Source organism: Pseudomonas sp. GW822-FHT07A10 (genome assembly GCF_058798795.1).
Map to the genome: position 1 here is coordinate 1 of NZ_JBXAKV010000006.1, position 19,615 is coordinate 19,615.

The 19,615-nt window shown below is 59.1% G+C and carries 14 protein-coding genes; 7 read left to right on the forward strand and 7 right to left on the reverse strand.

Annotation, left to right across the window (positions count from 1 at the left end; genetic code table 11):
• The first annotated feature begins 256 nt into the window (after positions 1–256).
• Positions 257–2,149: a penicillin-binding protein 2 gene (gene mrdA, locus AC1RL4_RS12030; RefSeq protein ID WP_019582845.1), complete on the forward strand. Its 1,893-nt coding sequence runs from the start codon at positions 257–259 to the stop codon at positions 2,147–2,149.
• An 11-nt stretch (positions 2,150–2,160) separates the two neighbouring features.
• Here mrdA and AC1RL4_RS12035 read toward each other — a convergent pair whose 3' ends face one another.
• The gene (locus tag AC1RL4_RS12035) at positions 2,161–3,120 is read right to left on the reverse strand and encodes a LysR family transcriptional regulator (RefSeq protein WP_096480808.1); all 960 of its coding nucleotides are present in this window, start codon (positions 3,118–3,120) and stop codon (positions 2,161–2,163) included.
• Between the two features lie 121 nt (positions 3,121–3,241).
• Here AC1RL4_RS12035 and AC1RL4_RS12040 point away from each other — a divergent pair, with 121 nt between their 5' ends.
• Complete coding sequence (locus AC1RL4_RS12040; protein WP_019582843.1) at positions 3,242–3,997, forward strand: class II aldolase/adducin family protein; 756 nt, start codon at positions 3,242–3,244, stop codon at positions 3,995–3,997.
• Positions 3,998–4,226: 229 nt separating this feature from the next.
• Here the strand turns inward: AC1RL4_RS12040 and AC1RL4_RS12045 are convergent, their stop codons facing one another.
• The 3 genes from AC1RL4_RS12045 to mfd are packed head-to-tail and all read right to left on the reverse strand — an operon-like array spanning position 4,227 to position 10,967.
• Complete coding sequence (locus AC1RL4_RS12045; RefSeq protein WP_230172979.1) at positions 4,227–6,917, reverse strand: DEAD/DEAH box helicase; 2,691 nt, start codon at positions 6,915–6,917, stop codon at positions 4,227–4,229.
• A gap of 11 nt (positions 6,918–6,928) precedes the next feature.
• Positions 6,929–7,507, reverse strand: coding sequence for a CsiV family protein (locus tag AC1RL4_RS12050; RefSeq protein ID WP_096480806.1), 579 nt, complete (start codon positions 7,505–7,507; stop codon positions 6,929–6,931).
• Positions 7,508–7,517: 10 nt separating this feature from the next.
• Complete coding sequence (gene mfd / locus AC1RL4_RS12055) at positions 7,518–10,967, reverse strand: transcription-repair coupling factor (protein ID WP_018930293.1); 3,450 nt, start codon at positions 10,965–10,967, stop codon at positions 7,518–7,520.
• Between the two features lie 354 nt (positions 10,968–11,321).
• On the opposite strand from mfd, the gene AC1RL4_RS12060 reads away from it, so the two are divergent.
• Entirely contained in the window at positions 11,322–12,785 is a 1,464-nt protein-coding gene (locus AC1RL4_RS12060) for a glyceraldehyde-3-phosphate dehydrogenase (protein WP_026331975.1), read from the forward strand.
• 99 nt (positions 12,786–12,884) lie between these two features.
• Here the strand turns inward: AC1RL4_RS12060 and AC1RL4_RS12065 are convergent, their stop codons facing one another.
• The 3 genes from AC1RL4_RS12065 to AC1RL4_RS12075 all read right to left on the reverse strand — a co-directional run bounded on the left by AC1RL4_RS12065 (position 12,885) and on the right by AC1RL4_RS12075 (position 15,113).
• On the reverse strand, positions 12,885–13,574 hold the full coding sequence (locus AC1RL4_RS12065) for an endonuclease (RefSeq protein ID WP_019582840.1): 690 nt from the start codon (positions 13,572–13,574) through the stop codon (positions 12,885–12,887).
• 4 nt (positions 13,575–13,578) lie between these two features.
• Complete coding sequence (locus AC1RL4_RS12070; protein ID WP_204124459.1) at positions 13,579–13,869, reverse strand: DUF1654 domain-containing protein; 291 nt, start codon at positions 13,867–13,869, stop codon at positions 13,579–13,581.
• 155 nt (positions 13,870–14,024) lie between these two features.
• A complete protein-coding gene (locus tag AC1RL4_RS12075) occupies positions 14,025–15,113 on the reverse strand; it encodes an asparaginase (RefSeq protein WP_019582839.1) in 1,089 nt (362 codons plus the stop codon).
• Positions 15,114–15,447: 334 nt separating this feature from the next.
• Between AC1RL4_RS12075 and AC1RL4_RS12080 the strand changes: the two genes are divergently transcribed.
• The 4 genes from AC1RL4_RS12080 to AC1RL4_RS12095 all read left to right on the forward strand — a co-directional run bounded on the left by AC1RL4_RS12080 (position 15,448) and on the right by AC1RL4_RS12095 (position 19,613).
• The gene (locus AC1RL4_RS12080; RefSeq protein WP_019582838.1) at positions 15,448–15,897 is read left to right on the forward strand and encodes a hypothetical protein; all 450 of its coding nucleotides are present in this window, start codon (positions 15,448–15,450) and stop codon (positions 15,895–15,897) included.
• A 175-nt stretch (positions 15,898–16,072) separates the two neighbouring features.
• Entirely contained in the window at positions 16,073–17,029 is a 957-nt protein-coding gene (locus tag AC1RL4_RS12085; protein WP_019582837.1) for a sugar ABC transporter substrate-binding protein, read from the forward strand.
• Positions 17,030–17,085: 56 nt separating this feature from the next.
• The gene (locus AC1RL4_RS12090) at positions 17,086–18,639 is read left to right on the forward strand and encodes a sugar ABC transporter ATP-binding protein (protein ID WP_028939821.1); all 1,554 of its coding nucleotides are present in this window, start codon (positions 17,086–17,088) and stop codon (positions 18,637–18,639) included.
• Complete coding sequence (locus tag AC1RL4_RS12095; RefSeq protein WP_007940220.1) at positions 18,636–19,613, forward strand: ABC transporter permease; 978 nt, start codon at positions 18,636–18,638, stop codon at positions 19,611–19,613. The genes AC1RL4_RS12090 and AC1RL4_RS12095 overlap by 4 nt, the downstream gene beginning before the upstream one ends.
• Positions 19,614–19,615: the final 2 nt, after the last annotated feature.

A 19,615-nucleotide genomic window follows, 5' to 3' on the forward strand; every position in this document is an offset into this window, starting at 1 on the left:
AGGTCATCGTCAAGATTAAATTCCGAAACCCCTATCTGCGTATGCAGGTAGGGGTTTTGTTTTGCCCGCAGGAAAGTGCTTTGGCAACAGAAGGCTAGCGGATGGCCATCCCTGGTAACGGTCGCATCGTTCGTGAAACTTCGGCAGAGCGCGCTAAAAACCACGCCGTTTTTGGTATGGTGCAGCTCGTTTCAACGGACTGACTGCAAGCCTACGGATCGGTACTCCCGTTTATAGTCAAAGAGTTGCTGCAGAAATGCCCGAACCGATACCAATCAAGGACCACGAGAAAGAGACGCTCCTGGTCAACAAAAGACTGATGGCCTGCGCCTTGTTCGTCGCCGCCATTACTTGCGCGCTGGTGGTGCGCATGTACGTCCTGCAGGTTGTCGAGTTCGACTATCACTCGACAATCTCCGAAAACAACCGCGTCCATGTCCTGCCGATCACTCCAACTCGTGGGCTGATCTACGACCGCAATGGTGTGGTCCTGGCAGACAACCGGCCCAGCTTCAACCTGACCATCACCCGCGAACGCGCTTCTGATGTCAAACGCGAGCTGGATGAAGTGGTCAACCTCCTGCACCTGCCGGCCGAGGACCGTACGCTGTTCGACAAGGCGATGAAGCAGGCCAGGCACCCCTTCGTCCCGGTCACGCTGTTCTATGAGCTCAGCGAAGAACAGATAGCCGTACTCGCGGTCAACGAGTTCCGTCTACCCGGAATCGATGTAGAGCCGCAGTTCGTTCGCCACTACCCCATGGGCGCGCACTTTGCGCATTCGATCGGCTACGTCGGTCGCATTAACGAAAAAGAATCCAAAGCCCTGGACACGGTGGAATACCGTGGCACCCAATCCATTGGCAAAACCGGTATCGAGAAATTCTACGAATCAGAATTGCACGGCCATGTGGGTTACGAAGAAGTCGAAACCAATGCCCAGGGCCGCGTGCTGCGAGTGCTCAAGCATACCGACCCGATCCCCGGCAAAAACATCGTCCTGAGCCTCGACGTCAAACTTCAGGAAGCCGCCGAGGAGGCATTGGGCGATCGGCGTGGCTCGGTGGTCGCTCTCGATCCGTCGACTGGCGAAGTATTGGCCATGGTCAGCAAGCCAAGCTTCGACCCGAACCTGTTTGTGACGGGCATCAGCTTCAAGGAATACGCGGCACTGCACGACTCCATCGACCGGCCGCTGTTCAACCGCGTGCTGCGCGGGCTCTACGCACCTGGCTCGACCATCAAGCCGGAAGTGGCGATCGCCGGCCTCGACGCCGGAGTCGTAACCCCGCAGACCCGAGTCTTCGATCCGGGCTATTACCAGTTACCGGATTTTGATCATAAATACCGTAACTGGAATCACAGTGGTGATGGCTGGGTGAACATGGACACGGCGATCATGCGCTCCAACGACACCTACTTCTACGATCTGGCCCACAAGCTGGGCATTGATCGTCTGCACGACTACATGGCGATGTTCGGCCTTGGCGAGAAGGTCTCGCTGGACATGTTCGAAGAGTCTCCCGGGTTGATGCCGTCTCAGGCCTGGAAGCGCGCCACGCGGCGACAGGCATGGTTCCCCGGCGAGACAGTGATCCTCGGCATTGGCCAGGGCTACATGCAGGTCACTCCTCTGCAGCTGGCACAGGCCACCGCGCTGATCGCCAACAAAGGTGTATGGAACCGGCCGCACCTGGCCAAGACCGTGGATGGCGTCGCGCCGGTGGACGAGCATCCGATGCCGAACATCCTGCTCAAGGATCCGCGTGACTGGGAGCAGGTCAATCACGGCATGCAGATGGTGATGCACGACGCCCGCGGGATTGCCCGAGCGGCGGCACAGGGCGCGCAGTACCGCATCGCCGGCAAAAGTGGCACCGCGCAAGTGGTGGCGATCAAGCAGGGTGAGCGCTACAACCGGGCGAAAACCCTGGAGCGCAACCGCGACAACGCCTTGTTCGTCGGATTTGCCCCGGCTGAACATCCGCAGATTGTCATCTCGGTGATGATCGAAAACGGTGAGGCCGGTGGTCGCGTCGCCGGCCCTGTGGTGCGGCAGATCATGGATGCTTGGCTACTCGATCAGGACGGCCACCTGAAGCCGCAATACGCCGCGCCGAGCAAAGCCCCGGGCGACCCTCACGTTTAAGGATCAAGGCTTCACAGCACAGGCTCACGAATGCTGAGCATGTGCTGGAAGCTTTCCAGGAACACGGTTTCGGCCTGACTCATCTTCTGCTCGCGATTCCACAACAGCTGGATATCGAAATCCACCACGCCATCTTCCGGCGGCAAACGCCAGAGCAAACCTTGCTCGACATCCCTGTGCACCAGATGAGTCGGTAGACACCCAATACCAAACCCTGCGCAAGTCAAGCGGTAAATCTCTTCGAAACTGGTGGATGAGGCAACGATCTTGCCGGTAAAGCCTTGTTGGTCGCGAAACAGTGTCAGGGGTGAAAGGTTGCCGCCGAGCTGATCGCTGGTGAAGCTGACGAAGTTCTCCGTAGCAAGTTGATCCAGGGTCAGATTCCTTTGTCCGAAAAGTCGATGACGCTGTCCGCAAAAGTACGCATAGCGCTCGCGAAGCAGCACTCGCTGTTCTAGCCGCGGCTGTGGTAAACGACACAATCCGACGCCGATGGTCGCGGTTTTTTGCAGCAGCGAACTGATGATGTTCGAGCTGCCCATCACCTCGACTTCCAGCTCGATTTTCGGGTGGGTTTCGTGGAAATCGGCGAGGAACTCATCATAGTGCCGTGCTTGCACGCCGCTGACGGTGAGGATGCGAATCTTGCCGACCACGTCGTCGTGCCGACTCTCCAGCACCGTTCCCAGGCGCGAAATATCGCCGTAAATGTCTGTCGCAATGCGCAGGACTTCTTCCCCGGTCTTCGTCAGGTCGAACCGTCGCCCACTGCGGGCGATCAACACACATTCCAGTTGTTCTTCCAGACGCTTCAACGCCTGGCTGACCGCCGACTGGGTGATGTGCAGTCGCGCGGCAGCCCGACTCATGCTGCCTTCCTGACTGATCACCAGATAAGTGCGCAGCAGGTTCCAGTCGAGACGGTCATTCAGAAAGCGACGACCGACCCAAGGGTTAGAGCTTGAGGGCATAAAACTCCATGTAGTAGCAGTTCTAATAATAAAGATAAGAATATGAAATTTTACTAATCCTTGCATGGAAGCGATAAAGCTCACAAGCGCCACAGAGTGCGCTGACTAAAGAGGTGCATTCGTGAGCAAACCTGAACACATCGGCACGGTTGAATGGCAAGCCCGTTGCGAACTGGCCGCGCTGTATCGTCTGGTCGCGCACTTTCGCATGACCGACCTGATCGACACCCACATTACCCTGCGGATTCCAGGGCCTGAGCATCACTTTCTGATCAACCGCTACGGGGTTATTTTCGACCGCATGCGCGCCTCGGATCTGGTCCGCATCGATCAGGAAGGGCGAGTGGTCGATCCGGCCTATGAAGGTCATCGAGTCAATGCAGCAGGCTTTGTGATCCACTCAGCAATCCACATGGCTCGTCCTGACCTGAATTGTGTGATCCATACCCACACGGCTGCCGGCATGGCCGTCGCCGCGCAGAAGCACGGCTTGTTGCCGATCAGTCAGCACGCGTTGAAGTTTTACGGCAAGTTGGCGTATCACACCTATGAAGGCATTGCCCTATCGCTGGATGAGCGCGAGCGTCTGATTGCCGATCTGGGGCCGCATCGGGCGATGATCCTACGTAATCACGGACTGCTGGTCGGTGGCTCCGGCGTGGCCCAGGCATTTCAGGAAATTCACTTCCTGGAGCGTGCCTGTCAGGCACAGGTTCAAGCGCTGGCCGGTGGTTCGGCGCTGCATTACCCGTCTCCGGAAGTCTGTGAGCACACCGCCGAACAGTTTGACCGCGATGAACAGGACAACATCATCGACCTGGCCTGGGAGGCCGCTCTGACCCTGATCGAGTCCCAGCGCGAGTCCTACTTATCGTAAACTCTGTCATCAACAGCATTGTTTTGCTGTCCCGCGAAGGCGTCAGCACATTCAATATCGGCGTTGACTGAGACACAGCCTTCGCGGGCAAGTCGGGTCGCCGCATCGCTCGCTCCTGCAGGAGGACATGTTCGATTTCAGAAGACCCCTTTCGCGAGCAAGTTCCCGCAGGATTGCTGCTCACCCTGTGGGGGCAAGCTTGCTCGCAATGGTGATCTGACTATCCCTGCTACTTATCAATTTTTTCCGGCAACGGCGCAAACAACGCCTCGATATCATCGCTCTGCAGCTTCCAGTCCCCGGTCTTGCGTCCATCCAGCACGCCTGCGGCCAGATCGGATTTTTCCTTCTGCAGATGCTGAATCTTCTCTTCCACCGTGCCCCTGGCAATCATCTTGTAGACGAACACCGGCTTCTCCTGACCAATGCGATACGCACGATCCGTCGCCTGATTTTCCGTCGCCGGGTTCCACCAAGGGTCGTAGTGAATCACCGTATCGGCTTCGGTCAGGTTCAGGCCCACACCGCCAGCCTTCAAACTGATCAGAAAGATCTGACGCTTGCCGCTCTGGAATTCCTTGACTGGCGTGCGTCGGTCACGGGTCTGGCCGGTCAGGATCGCATACGCCACGCCGCGTTTGTTCAGCTCGTCCTCGATCAGCGACAACATTGAGGTGAACTGCGAGAACAGCAGAATCCGCCGACCTTCCTCGAACAGCTCTTCAAGCATTTCCATCAGGCTATCGAGTTTGCCGGAGGTGCTGCCGCGAGCGGGCAGGGCAGCATCGTTGACCAGGCGCAAATCACAGCACACCTGACGCAGCTTCAGCAGTGCCTCAAGAATGATGATCTGGCTGCGTGCCACGCCTTTGCGGGTGATCTCGTCGCGGACTTTTTTGTCCATTGCCAGGCGCATGGTTTCATACACATCGCGCTGGGCTTCGTTGAGCTCGACCCAATGGACGATTTCGGTTTTCGGCGGCAGTTCGGTGGCCACTTGTTCCTTGGTCCGGCGCAGCAGGAACGGTTTGATCCGACCGTTCAGGTGTTGAAGTCGTACTTCACTGGCACGCTTTTCTATCGGCACGCGGTAATCGCGGTTGAAGTTTTTCACGTCACCGAGCCAACCCGGCAGCAGGAAGTGGAACAGCGACCACAGCTCGCCCAAGTGATTTTCCAGCGGCGTGCCACTCAGGCACAGGCGCTGGCGCGCATTCAGCTCACGGGCGGCATGGGCGGCCTTGCTGTTGGGGTTCTTGATGTACTGCGCTTCATCCAGCACCAGTACGTGCAACGGCTGCGCGGCTAGACGTTCGACGTCCTTGGGCAGCAGTGCATAGGTGGTCAGGATCAGGTCGTAATCAGCCAGATTGTCGAAATGCTTTTTGCGACTGGCACCGTACAGCGCCAGCACTTTGAGTTGCGGCGTGAAATGCGCCGCTTCGTCGAGCCAGTTCGGAATCAGGCTGGTGGGCATGACCACCATGCACGGCCGATCGAGGCGCCCGGCATTCTTCTCGCTGAGAATGTGCGCCAGGGTTTGTAGGGTTTTGCCCAGGCCCATGTCGTCCGCGAGAATCCCGCCGACCTCCAGTTGTCGCAACGACTGCATCCAGCTCAGGCCTTCCAGCTGATACGGGCGCAGGGTGGCATTCAGGCCCTCGGGCGCTGCGGCGGTGTGGTCCTTGATGTCGCGCAGGCGCTGGGCAAAGGTGCGGATCTGCTCGCCACCTTCCCAGAGCAGCGGCAGGCCTTCCAGCGGGTTCAGTCGCGTGGCGTCGGCCTTGCTCAGGCGCAGCGTGGTTTCGCCGGGCTCTTGCAGGTAAAACTCACCAAGGGTGGCCAGCACTGGTTTCAGGCGGCCGAAGGGCAGGGCGACCTGCAGCGGGCCCTGGTCGGTGCTGCGGCGTTGCGGAATGTTCACCAGGATCAGTTCGTCGTCACGACGTCGGGCGAGCCGTTCCGGGTTGAGGATTTCGGTGTGGGAGCGCATCAGGTTCAACAGGATCGGCAGCAGGCTCAGGCGTTCGCCGTTGACGATGATCCCCAGTTCCAGGTCGAACCAGTCGCGTTCCGGAGCCTGCTCGACGGTGGCGTACCAGTCGTCCACGGCAGTCAGGTCGAAGCCGAAATCCTCGTCGATCTGCAACTCCCAGCCTTGGGTGCGCAACTTCGGCAGCTCATTGAGGGTGAAGGTCAGCCAGGCGCTGTCGTTGACCATCTCGTAGAGTTCGCCGGCACTTTCCGGCAAGGCCTTGCTTTGTCGGGTGGCGACTTTGAAACCGAGGATCCGCAGCTGCTCCCTGTAGGTCTGTTCGACTTCCGGGTGACGTTTTATCCGCAGCGTCTGTGTTTCCTGACGAATCAGGATGTCAGCGTTTTTCTGTCCGCTGACGTATTCGTCCAGATAGCTGAAGGACAGCGCCGCGCGATGCTGAATGTAACGCTGCATTTTGCCGTTGCGCGGTTCGAAGGCGCTGAACTCGATGCTCGCCAGCCACAGGCGCGGCACCGGTTGCACGTTGTCCACCAGCACTTGCGGCGGTGCTTTCGGGCTACGGTTTTCCAATACGGCCTGAAGTTTTTCCAGCAGTTCGGCGTCTTTCGCGGCCGCCGGATACGCGAGGGTTTCCTGCACTTGCAGTAGCACCGCCGCGCAATGTTTGCAGTTGCTGTGAACCGGGCAGGTGCACGTGGCGTCGATCATCAGCAAGGTGCCTTTGGCCGACTCGCGCAGGCGAATGGTCTGACGGTAAACGTTACCGCCAGAGCCTTCGCAACTGGCGGTGATGGTGGCGTCGCCGACTTCGACGATCCTGACGCGGTTCTCCAGTGCGTAGCGGCGGCCACGCTCCAGGCTCTGTTCCTTGAATCGGCTGACCCAGGATGTTGCCAGGGGTTTGCTCAGGGTCGGGGGCATAAAGAAGTCAATCAGTCCGGAATTTCATCAGGGACTGGCCGAGGCGCAGGGGCGGTCAGCGAGGTGATCTTGATCAACAGGCCCAGGTGGCCATTGTCGAGGAAGTTCAGCAGGCCGTTCTTGGTGTGGCTTTCCTGCTTCAGGCGTTCGCTGGCGGTGACCATGCCGTTGGCGTCAATCTGATTGACCCAGAAGTCGGCGTCGACGTCAGTGAAACGCCCCAGTTTCAGGTTCAACGTGCCCTCGATCGGGAATTGGCCAAACTGTTCCTTGCCTTCGCTGATCGCGACTTTGCTGGCTTCTTCACCCAGGTTCTGTTGCCAGGCCTTGTGCAGCAACACCGTGTACTCGTTGCTGGCGGTGAGCTTTTCCACTTCGGCATTCAGGCTTGGTGTACGAAAGCTGTCGGGGCTGATGCGTTGGGCTCCGGCAGCCCAGTCTTCTGGCGCGGCGCGGCTGACGATGGCAGGCACGGCGTTTTGCCGTACCAGAATCATTTCAACCTGATACAGATCATCGGCAAACGCGGTCGAGGCGAGCAGCGACATCAACAACGTCATCAGCAAGGTCAGTGAGCGAAACAGGCGCATGCGGCGTCCTTCAAGCAGTGGTCGGAATGAGGCGCTCGAATAGCGCCTCTACAGTATTAAAGCGTTCTTCCGGGCGTTCCATCGGTACGAGGAATTTGAACATTGTGGCGCCTTCGAACTTGTAGCGTTTGGGCTGGCTCTGAATCAGTTTGATCAGTGTCAGCGGGTCGACCGGGGTCTGTGCCGCGAACTCGATCCGACCACCTTGCGGGCCGCCGTCGACTTTCTTGATGCCCAGCTGTTCGGCTTGCAATTTCAGCGCCGTGATCCGCACCAGGTTCTTGGTCGGTTCCGGCAACAGGCCGAAGCGGTCGATCATCTCCACTTGCAGGTCCTTGAGGCCTTCCTCATCGGTGGCCGAGGCAATGCGTTTGTAGAGAATCAGTCGAGCATGAACGTCCGGCAGGTAGTCTTCGGGAATCAACGCCGGTACACGCAGATTGACTTCCGGACCGCCACCCAGCGGTTGATCGAGGTTCGGCTGTTCGCCCTTGCGGATCGACTTCACTGCACGCTCGAGCATTTCCATGTACAACGTGAAACCCACGGCCTGGATCTGCCCGCTCTGGCCGTCGCCCAGCAGTTCGCCGGCGCCACGGATTTCCAGGTCGTTGGTGGCGAGCACGAAGCCCGCGCCGAGGTCCTGGGTGTTGGCGATCGCTTCCAGACGTTTTTCCGCGTCGGGAGTGATTTGCTGGCGTGGCGGTGTCAGCAGGTAAGCATACGCCTGGTGGTGACTGCGACCGACCCGGCCGCGCAACTGGTGCAACTGGGCCAGGCCGAACTTGTCGGCGCGCTCGATGATGATGGTGTTGGCGCTCGGCACGTCGATGCCGGTCTCGATGATGGTCGAGGCGATCAGCACGTTGAAGCGCTTGTGATAGAAGTCGCTCATCACTTGTTCGAGTTCGCGTTCGCGCATCTGCCCGTGGCCAATGCCGATCCGCGCTTCCGGCACCAGTTCGGCGAGGTCGGCGGCGCATTTCTCGATGGTCTTCACGTCATTGTGCAGGTAGTAGACCTGGCCGCCACGCAGCAACTCACGCAACAGGGCCTCTTTGACCGTGCTCTTGTTCTGTTCCATGACGAAGGTGCGCACCGACAAACGACGGGCCGGCGGTGTGGCGATGATCGACAGGTCGCGCATGCCCGACACCGCCATGTTCAGCGTGCGCGGAATCGGCGTTGCGGTCAGTGTCAGAATGTCAACTTCACTGCGCAGTGCCTTGAGCTGTTCTTTCTGACGGACACCGAAACGGTGCTCTTCGTCGATGATCACCAGCCCCAGGTTTTTGATTTTTACGTCATCTTGCAGCAGCTTGTGTGTGCCGATCACGATGTCGATCTTGCCTTCGGCCAGGTCCGCAACCGCGGCGTTCACTTCCTTGGCCGACTTGAAACGGCTCATCACTTCCACGGTCACCGGCCAGTCGGCAAAGCGGTCGCGGAAGCTGTTGTAGTGTTGCTGGGCGAGCAGGGTGGTCGGCACCAGAATCGCCACCTGACGACCGCCGTGCACCGCGATGAACGCCGCGCGCATGGCCACTTCGGTCTTGCCGAAACCGACGTCGCCGCAGACCAGCCGATCCATCGGTTTGGGCGCGAGCATGTCTTCGCGCACCGCTTCGATGGTGGTTTGCTGGTCCGGGGTTTCTTCGAACGGGAAACCGGCGCTGAAGGTCGCGTAATCGGCTTTCGGGTCGGCGAAGGCATAACCCTCGCGAGCGGCGCGGCGGGCATAGATGTCGAGCAACTCGGCGGCCACGTCGCGCACCTGTTCGGCGGCTTTGCGCTTGGCTTTCTGCCAGGTCTCGGAGCCGAGGCGGTGCAGCGGGGCCAAGGCATCGTCGCTGCCGGTGTAGCGGGCGATCAGGTGCAGGTTGGCTACCGGCACGTACAGCTTGGCGCCTTCGGCGTATTCGAGGGTCAGGAACTCGGCGGCCTGGTTGTCGATTTCCAGGATCGTCAGCCCCAGATAGCGGCCGACACCATGATCGATGTGCACCACCGGCGCACCTTCGCGCAGCTCGGTGAGGTTTTTGATCACCGCATCGTTGTTCGCGTCGGCGCGTTTCTCACGGCGACGGCGCTGCATTACGCGCTGACCGAACAATGGGCTTTCGGCAACCAGGGCCAGCGCTGGGTCGTCCAGCAACAGGCCTTCGTCGAGCGGCGCAATGGTGATCGCCAAGCGCTCTTTGCTGGCGACAAAGTCCGGCCAGCTGTCGACGGTTTTCGGTCGCAGCTTCAAGCGTTCCAGCAACTCCAGCAGCACTTCACGACGGCCCGCGGACTCAGCGGTAAACAGCACGCGGCCGGGGAATTCGTCGAGGAAACTGGCCAGCGCCGCCAACGGTTGAGTGGCCTTGGCTTCGATGGCCAGGTTCGGCAGCGGCTGAGCCGGGAAGCGCTCGCGACCGACACCGGTTTCGACGTCCTGTTGACTGGCCACCACACGGGGCCAGCTCTTCAGGCGCGCAAAGCAGTCTTCCACCGGCAGGAACAACTCGGCCGGTGGCAATAAAGGACGGGACGGATCGACGCGGCGTTCTTCATAGCGGTTACGCACATCATTCCAGAAATTCTCCGCGGCCTGTTCGATGCCCGGCAGGGAAAACACTTGCGTGTCCTGGGGCAGGTAATCGAACAGGGTGGAGGTTTCCTCGAAGAACAGCGGCAGGTAGTACTCGATGCCCGCCGGCGTAATCCCGCTGCTCAAATCCTGGAAAATCGGGCAGCGACGGAAGTCGACATCGAAGCGCTCGCGAAACCGCGCCTTGAAGCGGGTCACGGCTTCTTTCTGCAGCGGGAATTCCTTGGCCGGTAACAGCTTGACCGAGTCGACCTTGTCGATGGAACGCTGGTTTTCCGGGTCGAAAGTGCGCAGGGTCTCGATTTCGTCGTCGAACAGGTCGATGCGATAAGGCAGCTTGCTGCCCATCGGGAACAGGTCGATCAGCGAGCCGCGCACGGTGAATTCGCCATGCTCGTACACGGTATCGACGTAGCGATAACCGGTGGCTTCAAGCCGGGTGCGCATCTGCTCGACATCGAGTTTCTGGCCGACATCCAACACCAGGCTGCTGCCGAGCAGGAATTTGGTCGGCGCCAGGCGATGCAGGGCAGTGGTGATCGGCACCACCAGAACGCCATGCGCCAGCTCCGGCAACCGATACAGGCTGGCGATACGCTGCGAGATGATGTCCTGGTGTGGCGAGAACAGGTCGTAGGGCAGGGTTTCCCAGTCGGGGAAGTGCAGAACAGGCAAATCCGGGGCGAAGAAACTCAGCTCCTGTTCCAGCCGTTCGGCACTCTGGCTGTCGGCGGTCAGTAGCAAGGTAAAGCGCTTGGCAGCGCTGGCGGCCTCGGCGATGGCCAGGCTCAGGGCTGCACCGGGCAGGTTGCCCCAGTGCTGTTTACCTGCCGCGGCAGGGAGAAGCGGTAGACGCAGAACGGGCACGGAAGGTTGAGCTCCAAGCGTTGCGACAAAGTCGGTAATTGTAACGGTCTCGAGTGCCGGCTGTCAGTTGCAGACTGTGTCTATATACACAGGTTGAGCAAAATGTAGTGGTAATGACAAAAACTGGCGATTTAATACTGAAAATGTAGTGCCAAAACCGCCCAGTGTTACGGAGGGTTACGGACACTGTAGCGTTATCGTCGAAAAATTGACTGTGCTGAAAGCCCCGTATTTACTGGGCTGGCGCGGGGCGTGATTTTTTTGAACGGGATTTTGTTACCGCTCGTGCGACAGGCGCGCATTGCTACGGGAGGCTCTCGGCGGCATAATGTAGCCCCTTTTTTCTGCCCCTACATGTGGAAGGTTACCGTGACTCAGAAGCCCGACCAGTGTCTTGGTGAATGGATCGACCGTGAAGCACTCGCAGAAGCGATGATTCCGCTTATCGGTCAGCTTTACCGCAATAACAACGTGGTGAGCTCGATCTATGGCCGCAGTCTGATCAACCAGTCTGTCATCGCGATTCTCAAAGCTCACCGCTTTGCTCGCCATCGCCAGTCCGATGACAGCGAATTGTCCGTCCACGAAACATTCCCGCTGCTCAAGGCAATGAGCGAGCTCAAGCTCGGCGCTGCTTCGGTAGATTTGGGCAAGTTGGCCGTCAAGTTCAAGGCCGAAGGCAATGGCCGTACCGCCGAAGCGTTCGTCCGTGACGAACTGGCTGATGTGGTCGGCAAGCAGAATGGTTCCGGTCGTACCGGCACCGACGTTGTCCTGTACGGCTTCGGTCGTATCGGTCGTCTGCTGGCGCGCATCCTGATCGAGAAAACCGGTGGTGGCGACGGCCTGCGTCTGCGTGCCATCGTTGTCCGCAAGGGCGCCGAGAACGATCTGGTCAAGCGTGCCAGCCTGCTGCGTCGCGACTCGGTGCACGGTTCGTTCAACGGCACCATCACCATCGATGAAGCCAACAACACCATCACCGCTAACGGCAACCTGATCCAGGTTATCTACGCGAAGAACCCGACTGAAGTGGACTACACCCAGTACGGCATCAAAAACGCGCTGCTGGTGGACAACACCGGTGTATGGCGTGACGCCGACGGCCTGGGCCAGCACCTGGCCTGCCCGGGTATCGACCGCGTTGTTCTGACCGCGCCTGGCAAAGGCAAGCTGAAGAACATCGTTCACGGTATCAACCACGGTGAAATCACCGCTGACGACAAGATCGTTTCTGCCGCTTCCTGCACCACCAACGCCATCGTGCCGGTGCTGAAAGCGGTCAACGACAAGTTCGGCATCGTCAACGGTCACGTTGAAACGGTTCACTCGTACACCAACGACCAGAACCTGATCGACAACTTCCACAAAGGCAATCGTCGTGGCCGTAGCGCCGCGTTGAACATGGTGATCACCGAGACCGGTGCTGCCACTGCTGCCGCCAAGGCGCTGCCTGAACTGGCCGGCAAGCTGACCGGTAACGCGATTCGCGTTCCGACGCCAAACGTGTCGATGGCCATTCTCAACCTGAACCTTGAGAAAGCCACCACCCGTGAAGAGATGAACGAGTACCTGCGCTACATGGCGCTACACTCCGATCTGCATAAGCAAATCGACTTCGTCAACTCGCAGGAAGTGGTTTCCACCGACTTCGTGGGCTCGCGCCACGCAGGCGTAGTGGACGCTGAAGCGACCATCTGCAACGACAACCGCGTTGTTCTGTACGTTTGGTACGACAACGAGTTCGGTTACAGCTGCCAGGTAGTTCGCGTGATGGAAGACATGGCCGGTGTAAACCCGCCAGCATTCCCGCGCTAAGCCTTAGCCGCACATGAAAACGCCCCGACTTCGGTCGGGGCGTTTTTGTTTGGGCGCCCGGCGAGGGCGCAATCTGCCGGGGAAAGTCCTGGCAGCCGGTTAGCCGCAGGCCTTCATGTCTACTGGCCCGACAAACTCATTGCCGCGGCCCATCACGCACGCCACGCTCTGATTGCGCTGACGTTCCCAGGCCTGAACCGGGTAGGTCTTGTTCCAGGCTTCGTACAATTGCCGATCCTGTTTCGACAGGCGCAAGCCGTACTGTTTGCTCATGTAGAAATACGTTCGGGCGATCATGCCGCGAATGGAAGGCCGGGGCATGACCTTCTTCGCCTTGAAGTCGACCTGAGTCAGGCATGAGCCATATTGACCCGATTGCACGGGCAGCCAGCCGAAACTGAAATTGCTCCGATCGCCATTCACTTCGCCGATGCTGGGCACCAGATTGTGCAGGTCGGCCTCAGCTTTTTGATAGGTTGGGTCGTAGCGCGTGCAGTTCTTGCGACCTCCCTGTTGCCAGCACTGACGCTGATGGCCGATCTGCCAGGCCGGGACAATGTGTTCCCACTCGATGCGCGAGGCGCGCTTGGCGTTTTTGCGTGGCACATAACCACAGGCGGCGAGGTTCACGCGGTTGCCGGTGTATTTGCAGCCGCAATAAAACTCGGTGGATTGCGGAGCGTACAACTTCCAGGCGACTTTCTTGGCTTCGTTGAAGGTGCGTGGGGCGCCAGCCTGGGCACCAAGGGTGATGAGCAGAAACAGCAAGGCAAACCAGCGGACGCTCATTAACTCAATCTTCCTTCGGCACAACCCAGAAAATCTGCACGCCGCCATCGTCGCGATGGGCGAGGGTGACGTTGTCGTTCTCGTCGATTTCTTCGAGCAAACGCTCCCACTCATCCACGGGCTCGTCCGGAAGACGGAAGATCAGTGCAGTTTTGGCTTTCTGGGCGGTGGGGGAATTGATGATTTTCTGAACGCGCATACCCAGGCGTTCGTAAGCGTCAGGAGAGGCGGAGGTAGTGGCCACGGAGTTATCCTTATTAAGCTGTACGTGCATACAGTATTTAACTGTAGGCATTTTCGCAACTGCTTAAAATTCAAGAAAATCCTCTGACAGTGGTTTTTTCCGTTTGGTGTAGGACGAAGGGAGATTTTTTATCGGAAAGAGGTCGTGAACCACTCGCCAGGACTGGCGAGTGGTGCCCGACCGCGAACGGGTCGGGCGAGGGCGTATCAGTACTCCCAGAACATCCGTTGTAGCTCTTTGCTGTCGTTGGTCTTGGTCAGTGCGACCATGGCCAGGATGCGGGCTTTTTGCGGGTTCAGGTCGTTGGCCACAACCCAGTCGTACTTGTCGTCAGGTTGTTCGGCGTTACGCAGGACGAAACCACCGGCGTTGACGTGGGAAGAGCGAATGATTTGCACGCCGTCCTTGCGCAAGGCCTGTAGGGCAGGGACCACGCGGGATGAGACCGAGCCATTACCGGTGCCGGCATGGATGATGGCTTTGGCGCCTGATTGAGCCAGGGCTTTGTAGGCGGTGTCGCTGACATTGCCATAGGAGTAGGCAATTTCCACGTCAGGCAGGCTCTTGATGGTTTTGATGTCGAATTCCGAGTCCATGGTGTGGCGCTTGGCCGGTAGACGGAACCAGTAGGATTTTCCTTCGACCACCATGCCCAGCGGGCCCCAGGCACTTTTGAACGCCTCGGTCTTGATGTTGATCATTTTGCTGACGTCGCGACCCGACTGGATTTCATCGTTCATGGTCACCAGTACACCTTTGCCGCGCGCGTCTTTGCTGCTGGCCACGGCGACGGCGTTGTACAGGTTCAGCATGCCGTCGGCCGACATGGCAGTGCCAGGGCGCATGGAGCCGACGACGATAATCGGCTTGTCGGTTTTTTCCACCAGGTTCAGGAAGTAAGCGGTTTCTTCCAAGGTGTCGGTACCGTGGGTGATGACAATGCCATCGACGTCTTTGCTGTCGGCCAGTTCAGCCACTCGACGTCCCAGTTGCAGCAGGTTGTCGTTGGTGATGCTTTCGGATGCGATCTGCATGACTTGTTCGCCGCGAACATTGGCCAATTGGCTCAGTTCCGGAACTCCTGCGATCAATTGTTCGATGCCGACTTTCGCCGCTTGGTAGGTGGCACTGTTGGCGGCGCTGGCGCCCGCGCCGGCAATGGTGCCGCCGGTGGCCAGGATCACCACGTTCGCCAGTTTCTGTCGGGTTTCGACTTCTTTTGCCTGAAGAGCGGTAGGCAGAAGCATAAGCAGGGCCAAAGCGCCCGGAATAAAAGTGTTGAAGGCAGATTTCATTATTGTTTTCTCTAGTAGTGAGACGGTGCAGATGCAGGTTCATCTAGAAGCGCCCCAAGCAGATCTGAACGCCGGGGGTGGAGAGGAAGAGCAGGATCTGTACCAGTCGGGCGCTGGAGAAGGTGATCTTTTAACCTGATGATTTTTATCAATATTGTTGCCGTGGCTGGCGATACTTCGCGCCTGGCTGTCCGGGTTTCCGAATATGTTCAGCTTTTATGTTCGGCTCACCGACCTTCATTGAGAAGGTCGCCTTGCAAAATCGAAAATCGGTGCTAAAGAAAACCCCGCGCAGGTCGATGCTCCTTTAAAGGATCTTTTTTCAGGAGTTCACATGTCGTTTACTGTCGGTTTTGCAAATGCAGGCGCAATCACTATCGGGGGCAAATCCCCGGCGACCATCAGCGACTTGAGTGAAGCGACATCCGACGCCTCGACCCAGGCGCTGGGTGAAGAGCAGGGCGATGACAATCAGGTCAGAACCGGTGGCGGCGCGGCGGCTCAGAGCGAAAGCAAATCCGAGAAAACCAGCACTCAGAGTATTGCGGTGCAGGTATTGCTCAAGCGCATGCAGGAACTGCAGCAGCAACTGCGCGAACAGCAGCAACAACTGGCGGCCGCTCAGTCAGCGAATTATCCGACCCCGGAAGCCAAGGCCACGGCTGTCATGACGATCCAGGGGCAAATCGCCGATACCAGTGCTGCGCTCGCGCAAGTGACAGGCAATCTGGTCAAGGAGCTGGCCAAGGATTCCAGCGGCGGTTTGGTCAACACCACGGCGTGAGGCAAAACGGGTTGGCTTTTGCCTACCGAGACACGGAACGGGGCGTTGACAAATCTCGGCAGGGTTCGCATAGTTCGGTCTACGCAAACGTTTGCGCGGTCGCCGTCGATGGGTTGATCCATTGATGATCCAGCGCAAGCGTTGCCAAGAATAATCATAAGATCGGAGTGAACCCATGAAGCTGCCATTCGCTGGACGTCTTCTCGCTGTCGCTATGCTGGCTGCCGCATCCGCCGCGTTGCCTGTCTCTTCGGCATTCGCCGCAACCCCTGAAAAACCTAAAGTCGCGCTGGTCATGAAATCCTTGGCCAACGAGTTCTTCCTGACCATGGAAGACGGCGCCAAGGCCTACCAGAAAGACCACTCCGGCGACTTCGAGCTGATCTCCAACGGCATCAAGGACGAAACGGACACGGCCGGCCAGACGCGCATCGTCGAGCAAATGATCCTGTCCAAGGTCAACGCACTGGTCATCGCTCCGGCAGACTCCAAGGCCATGGTCCCGGTCATCAAGAAAGCAGTCGATGCCGGTATCACCGTGATCAACATCGATAACCAGCTGGACCCGGCTGTCGTCAAAAGTAAAAACATCACCGTTCCATTCGTAGGCCCGGACAACCGCAAGGGTGCGCGCCTGGTGGGTGAATACCTGGCCAAGCAACTGAAGGCCGGTGACGAAGTCGGCATCATCGAAGGCGTTTCCACCACCACCAACGCCCAGCAGCGCACTGCCGGCTTCAAGGATGCGATGGAGGCGGCGCAGATCAAAGTCGTGTCCCTGCAGTCCGGTGATTGGGAAATCGACAAGGGCGGCAAGGTGGCCTCGTCGATGCTCAGCGAATACCCGAACATCAAGGCCCTGCTGGCCGGCAACGACAGCATGGCGGTCGGCGCGGTCTCTGCCGTGCGTGCCGCCGGTAAGGCCGGCAAGGTGCAAGTGGTCGGTTACGACAACATCAATGCGATCAAGCCAATGCTCAAGGACGGTCGCGTCCTGGCCACCGCCGACCAGTTTGCTGCCCGGCAAGCAGTGTTCGGCATCGAGACCGCGCTGAAAATCATCAAAGGCGAGAAAGTCGATAGCGGCGCCAACGGCGTCATCGAAACTCCGGTAGAGCTGGTTACCAAGTAGTCTTTCTGGCGACACAACGGTGCTCGCCCCTTGGGGCGGGCGCATGGAGAGTTTTTATGTCAGTTTCCGCCCCGAACGCTGTCCTCTCGGTCAGCGGTATCGGTAAGACCTACGCTCAACCAGTCCTGACCGGCATCGACCTGACGCTGATGCGCGGCGAAGTGCTGGCGCTGACCGGCGAGAATGGCGCCGGCAAAAGTACGCTGTCGAAAATCATTGGCGGGTTGGTCGCGCCGACCACCGGCCAGATGCGATTCCAGGGTCAGGATTACTGTCCCGGCAGCCGCAGCCAGGCTGAAAAGCTGGGCGTGCGCATGGTCATGCAAGAACTCAATCTGTTGCCGACATTGTCGGTGGCGGAAAACCTGTTCCTCGACAACCTGCCCAGCCTCGGTGGCTGGATCAGCCGCAAGCAACTGCGCAGGGCGGCGATCGAGGCCATGGCTCAGGTCGGCCTCGATGCCATCGATCCGGACACTCTGGTCGGTGAGCTGGGTATCGGTCACCAGCAGATGGTGGAAATCGCCCGCAACCTGATCGGCGATTGCCATGTGCTGATCCTCGACGAGCCGACCGCGATGCTGACGGCCCGTGAAGTTGAAATGCTCTTCGAGCAGATCACTCGCCTGCAGGCGCGCGGCGTGGCGATCATCTACATTTCCCACCGCCTCGAAGAATTGGCACGGGTGGCCCAGCGCATCGCGGTATTGCGCGACGGCAACCTGGTCTGTGTCGAACCGATGGCCAATTACAACAGTGAGCAACTGGTCACCCTGATGGTCGGTCGTGAGCTGGGCGAGCACATCGACATGGGCCCGCGCAATATCGGTGCTCCGGCCTTGACGGTCAAAGGGCTGACCCGTTCCGACAAGGTTCGCGATGTGTCCTTCGAAGTGCGCGCCGGCGAGATCTTCGGGATCTCCGGTTTGATCGGGGCAGGGCGCACCGAATTGCTGCGCCTGATCTTCGGTGCCGATACAGCCGACAGCGGCACCGTTGCGCTGGGTTCGCCGGCTCAGGTGGTGGATATTCGTTCACCGGCCGACGCGGTCGGTCATGGCATCGCGCTGATCACCGAAGATCGCAAGGGCGAGGGCCTGCTGTTGACGCAATCGATCAGCGCCAATATTGCCCTGGGCAATATGCCGGTGATTTCCAGCGGCGGCTTCGTCAACAACGGTGACGAGATGTCGCTGGCCCAGCGTCAGATCGACGCCATGCGCATTCGCAGTTCCAGCCCGACGCAATTGGTCTCGGAATTGTCCGGCGGCAATCAGCAGAAAGTGGTGATCGGCCGTTGGCTCGAACGCGACTGCACGGTGATGCTGTTCGACGAGCCGACCCGAGGCATCGACGTCGGCGCCAAGTTCGACATCTATACATTGCTCGGTGAGTTGACCCGTCAGGGCAAAGCATTGGTGGTGGTGTCCAGCGACCTGCGCGAACTGATGCTGATCTGTGACCGCATTGGCGTGCTGTCGGCAGGGCGTCTGATCGACACCTTCGAGCGTGACAGCTGGACCCAGGATGATTTGCTTGCCGCCGCGTTCGCCGGCTACCAAAAACGTGATGCGTTGCTCAACGAAGCAGCGCCTAGGGATCTTCCATGAATACTGCAACTCTGGTCGGCAAACGTAGTGGCAATTTTTACGGCCTCGGCACTTACCTGGGCCTGGCCGGTGCCTTGCTGGCGATGGTCGCGCTGTTCTCTGTGTTGAGCAGCCATTTCCTGTCTTACGACACCTTCAGCACCCTGGCCAACCAGATTCCCGATCTGATGGTGCTGGCGGTCGGCATGACCTTCGTATTGATCATCGGCGGAATCGATTTGTCGGTGGGTTCGGTGCTGGCGCTGGCGGCGTCGACAGTCAGCGTGGCGATTCTCGGCTGGGGCTGGAGCGTGCTGCCGGCGGCGTTGTTGGGAATGGGCGCCGCGGCACTGGCGGGCACCATCACCGGTTCGATTACCGTGGCCTGGCGGATTCCGTCATTCATCGTGTCCCTCGGTGTGCTGGAAATGGCGCGGGGCCTGGCATACCAGATGACCGGTTCGCGCACCGCCTATATCGGTGATGCCTTCGCCTGGCTGTCCAACCCGATCGCGTTCGGCATCTCGCCGTCGTTCATCATTGCCTTGCTGATTATCTTCATCGCCCAGGCTGTGCTGACGCGTACGGTGTTCGGTCGTTACCTGATCGGCATCGGCACCAATGAAGAGGCGGTACGTCTGGCGGGGATCAATCCGAAGCCCTACAAGATCCTGGTGTTCAGCCTGATGGGGCTGTTGGCCGGTATCGCTGCATTGTTTCAGATTTCTCGCCTGGAGGCGGCGGACCCGAATGCCGGCTCCGGTCTGGAGCTGCAAGTGATCGCCGCGGTGGTGATCGGCGGTACCAGCCTGATGGGCGGGCGCGGTTCGGTGATCAGCACCTTCTTCGGTGTGTTGATCATTTCCGTACTGGCGGCGGGTTTGGCGCAGATCGGCGCGACCGAGCCAACCAAGCGCATCATTACCGGTGCGGTTATCGTGGTGGCGGTGGTGCTCGATACCTATCGCAGTCAGCGCGCAAGCCGGCGGACCTGAGT

Excerpts from the sequence above, each read along its gene's own strand:
- AC1RL4_RS12070 (WP_204124459.1), bottom strand. The coding sequence starts at position 13,869 with ATGCCTACAGTTAAATACTGTATGCACGTACAGCTTAATAAGGATAAC.
- AC1RL4_RS12045 (WP_230172979.1), bottom strand. The coding sequence starts at position 6,917 with ATGCCCCCGACCCTGAGCAAACCCCTGGCAACATCCTGGGTCAGCCGA.
- AC1RL4_RS12060 (WP_026331975.1), top strand. The coding sequence starts at position 11,322 with ATGTGGAAGGTTACCGTGACTCAGAAGCCCGACCAGTGTCTTGGTGAA.
- mrdA (WP_019582845.1), top strand. The coding sequence starts at position 257 with ATGCCCGAACCGATACCAATCAAGGACCACGAGAAAGAGACGCTCCTG.
- AC1RL4_RS12050 (WP_096480806.1), bottom strand. The coding sequence starts at position 7,507 with ATGCGCCTGTTTCGCTCACTGACCTTGCTGATGACGTTGTTGATGTCG.
- AC1RL4_RS12085 (WP_019582837.1), top strand. The coding sequence starts at position 16,073 with ATGAAGCTGCCATTCGCTGGACGTCTTCTCGCTGTCGCTATGCTGGCT.
- AC1RL4_RS12075 (WP_019582839.1), bottom strand. The coding sequence starts at position 15,113 with ATGAAATCTGCCTTCAACACTTTTATTCCGGGCGCTTTGGCCCTGCTT.
- AC1RL4_RS12065 (WP_019582840.1), bottom strand. The coding sequence starts at position 13,574 with ATGAGCGTCCGCTGGTTTGCCTTGCTGTTTCTGCTCATCACCCTTGGT.
- AC1RL4_RS12035 (WP_096480808.1), bottom strand. The coding sequence starts at position 3,120 with ATGCCCTCAAGCTCTAACCCTTGGGTCGGTCGTCGCTTTCTGAATGAC.
- AC1RL4_RS12090 (WP_028939821.1), top strand. The coding sequence starts at position 17,086 with ATGTCAGTTTCCGCCCCGAACGCTGTCCTCTCGGTCAGCGGTATCGGT.
- AC1RL4_RS12080 (WP_019582838.1), top strand. The coding sequence starts at position 15,448 with ATGTCGTTTACTGTCGGTTTTGCAAATGCAGGCGCAATCACTATCGGG.
- AC1RL4_RS12095 (WP_007940220.1), top strand. The coding sequence starts at position 18,636 with ATGAATACTGCAACTCTGGTCGGCAAACGTAGTGGCAATTTTTACGGC.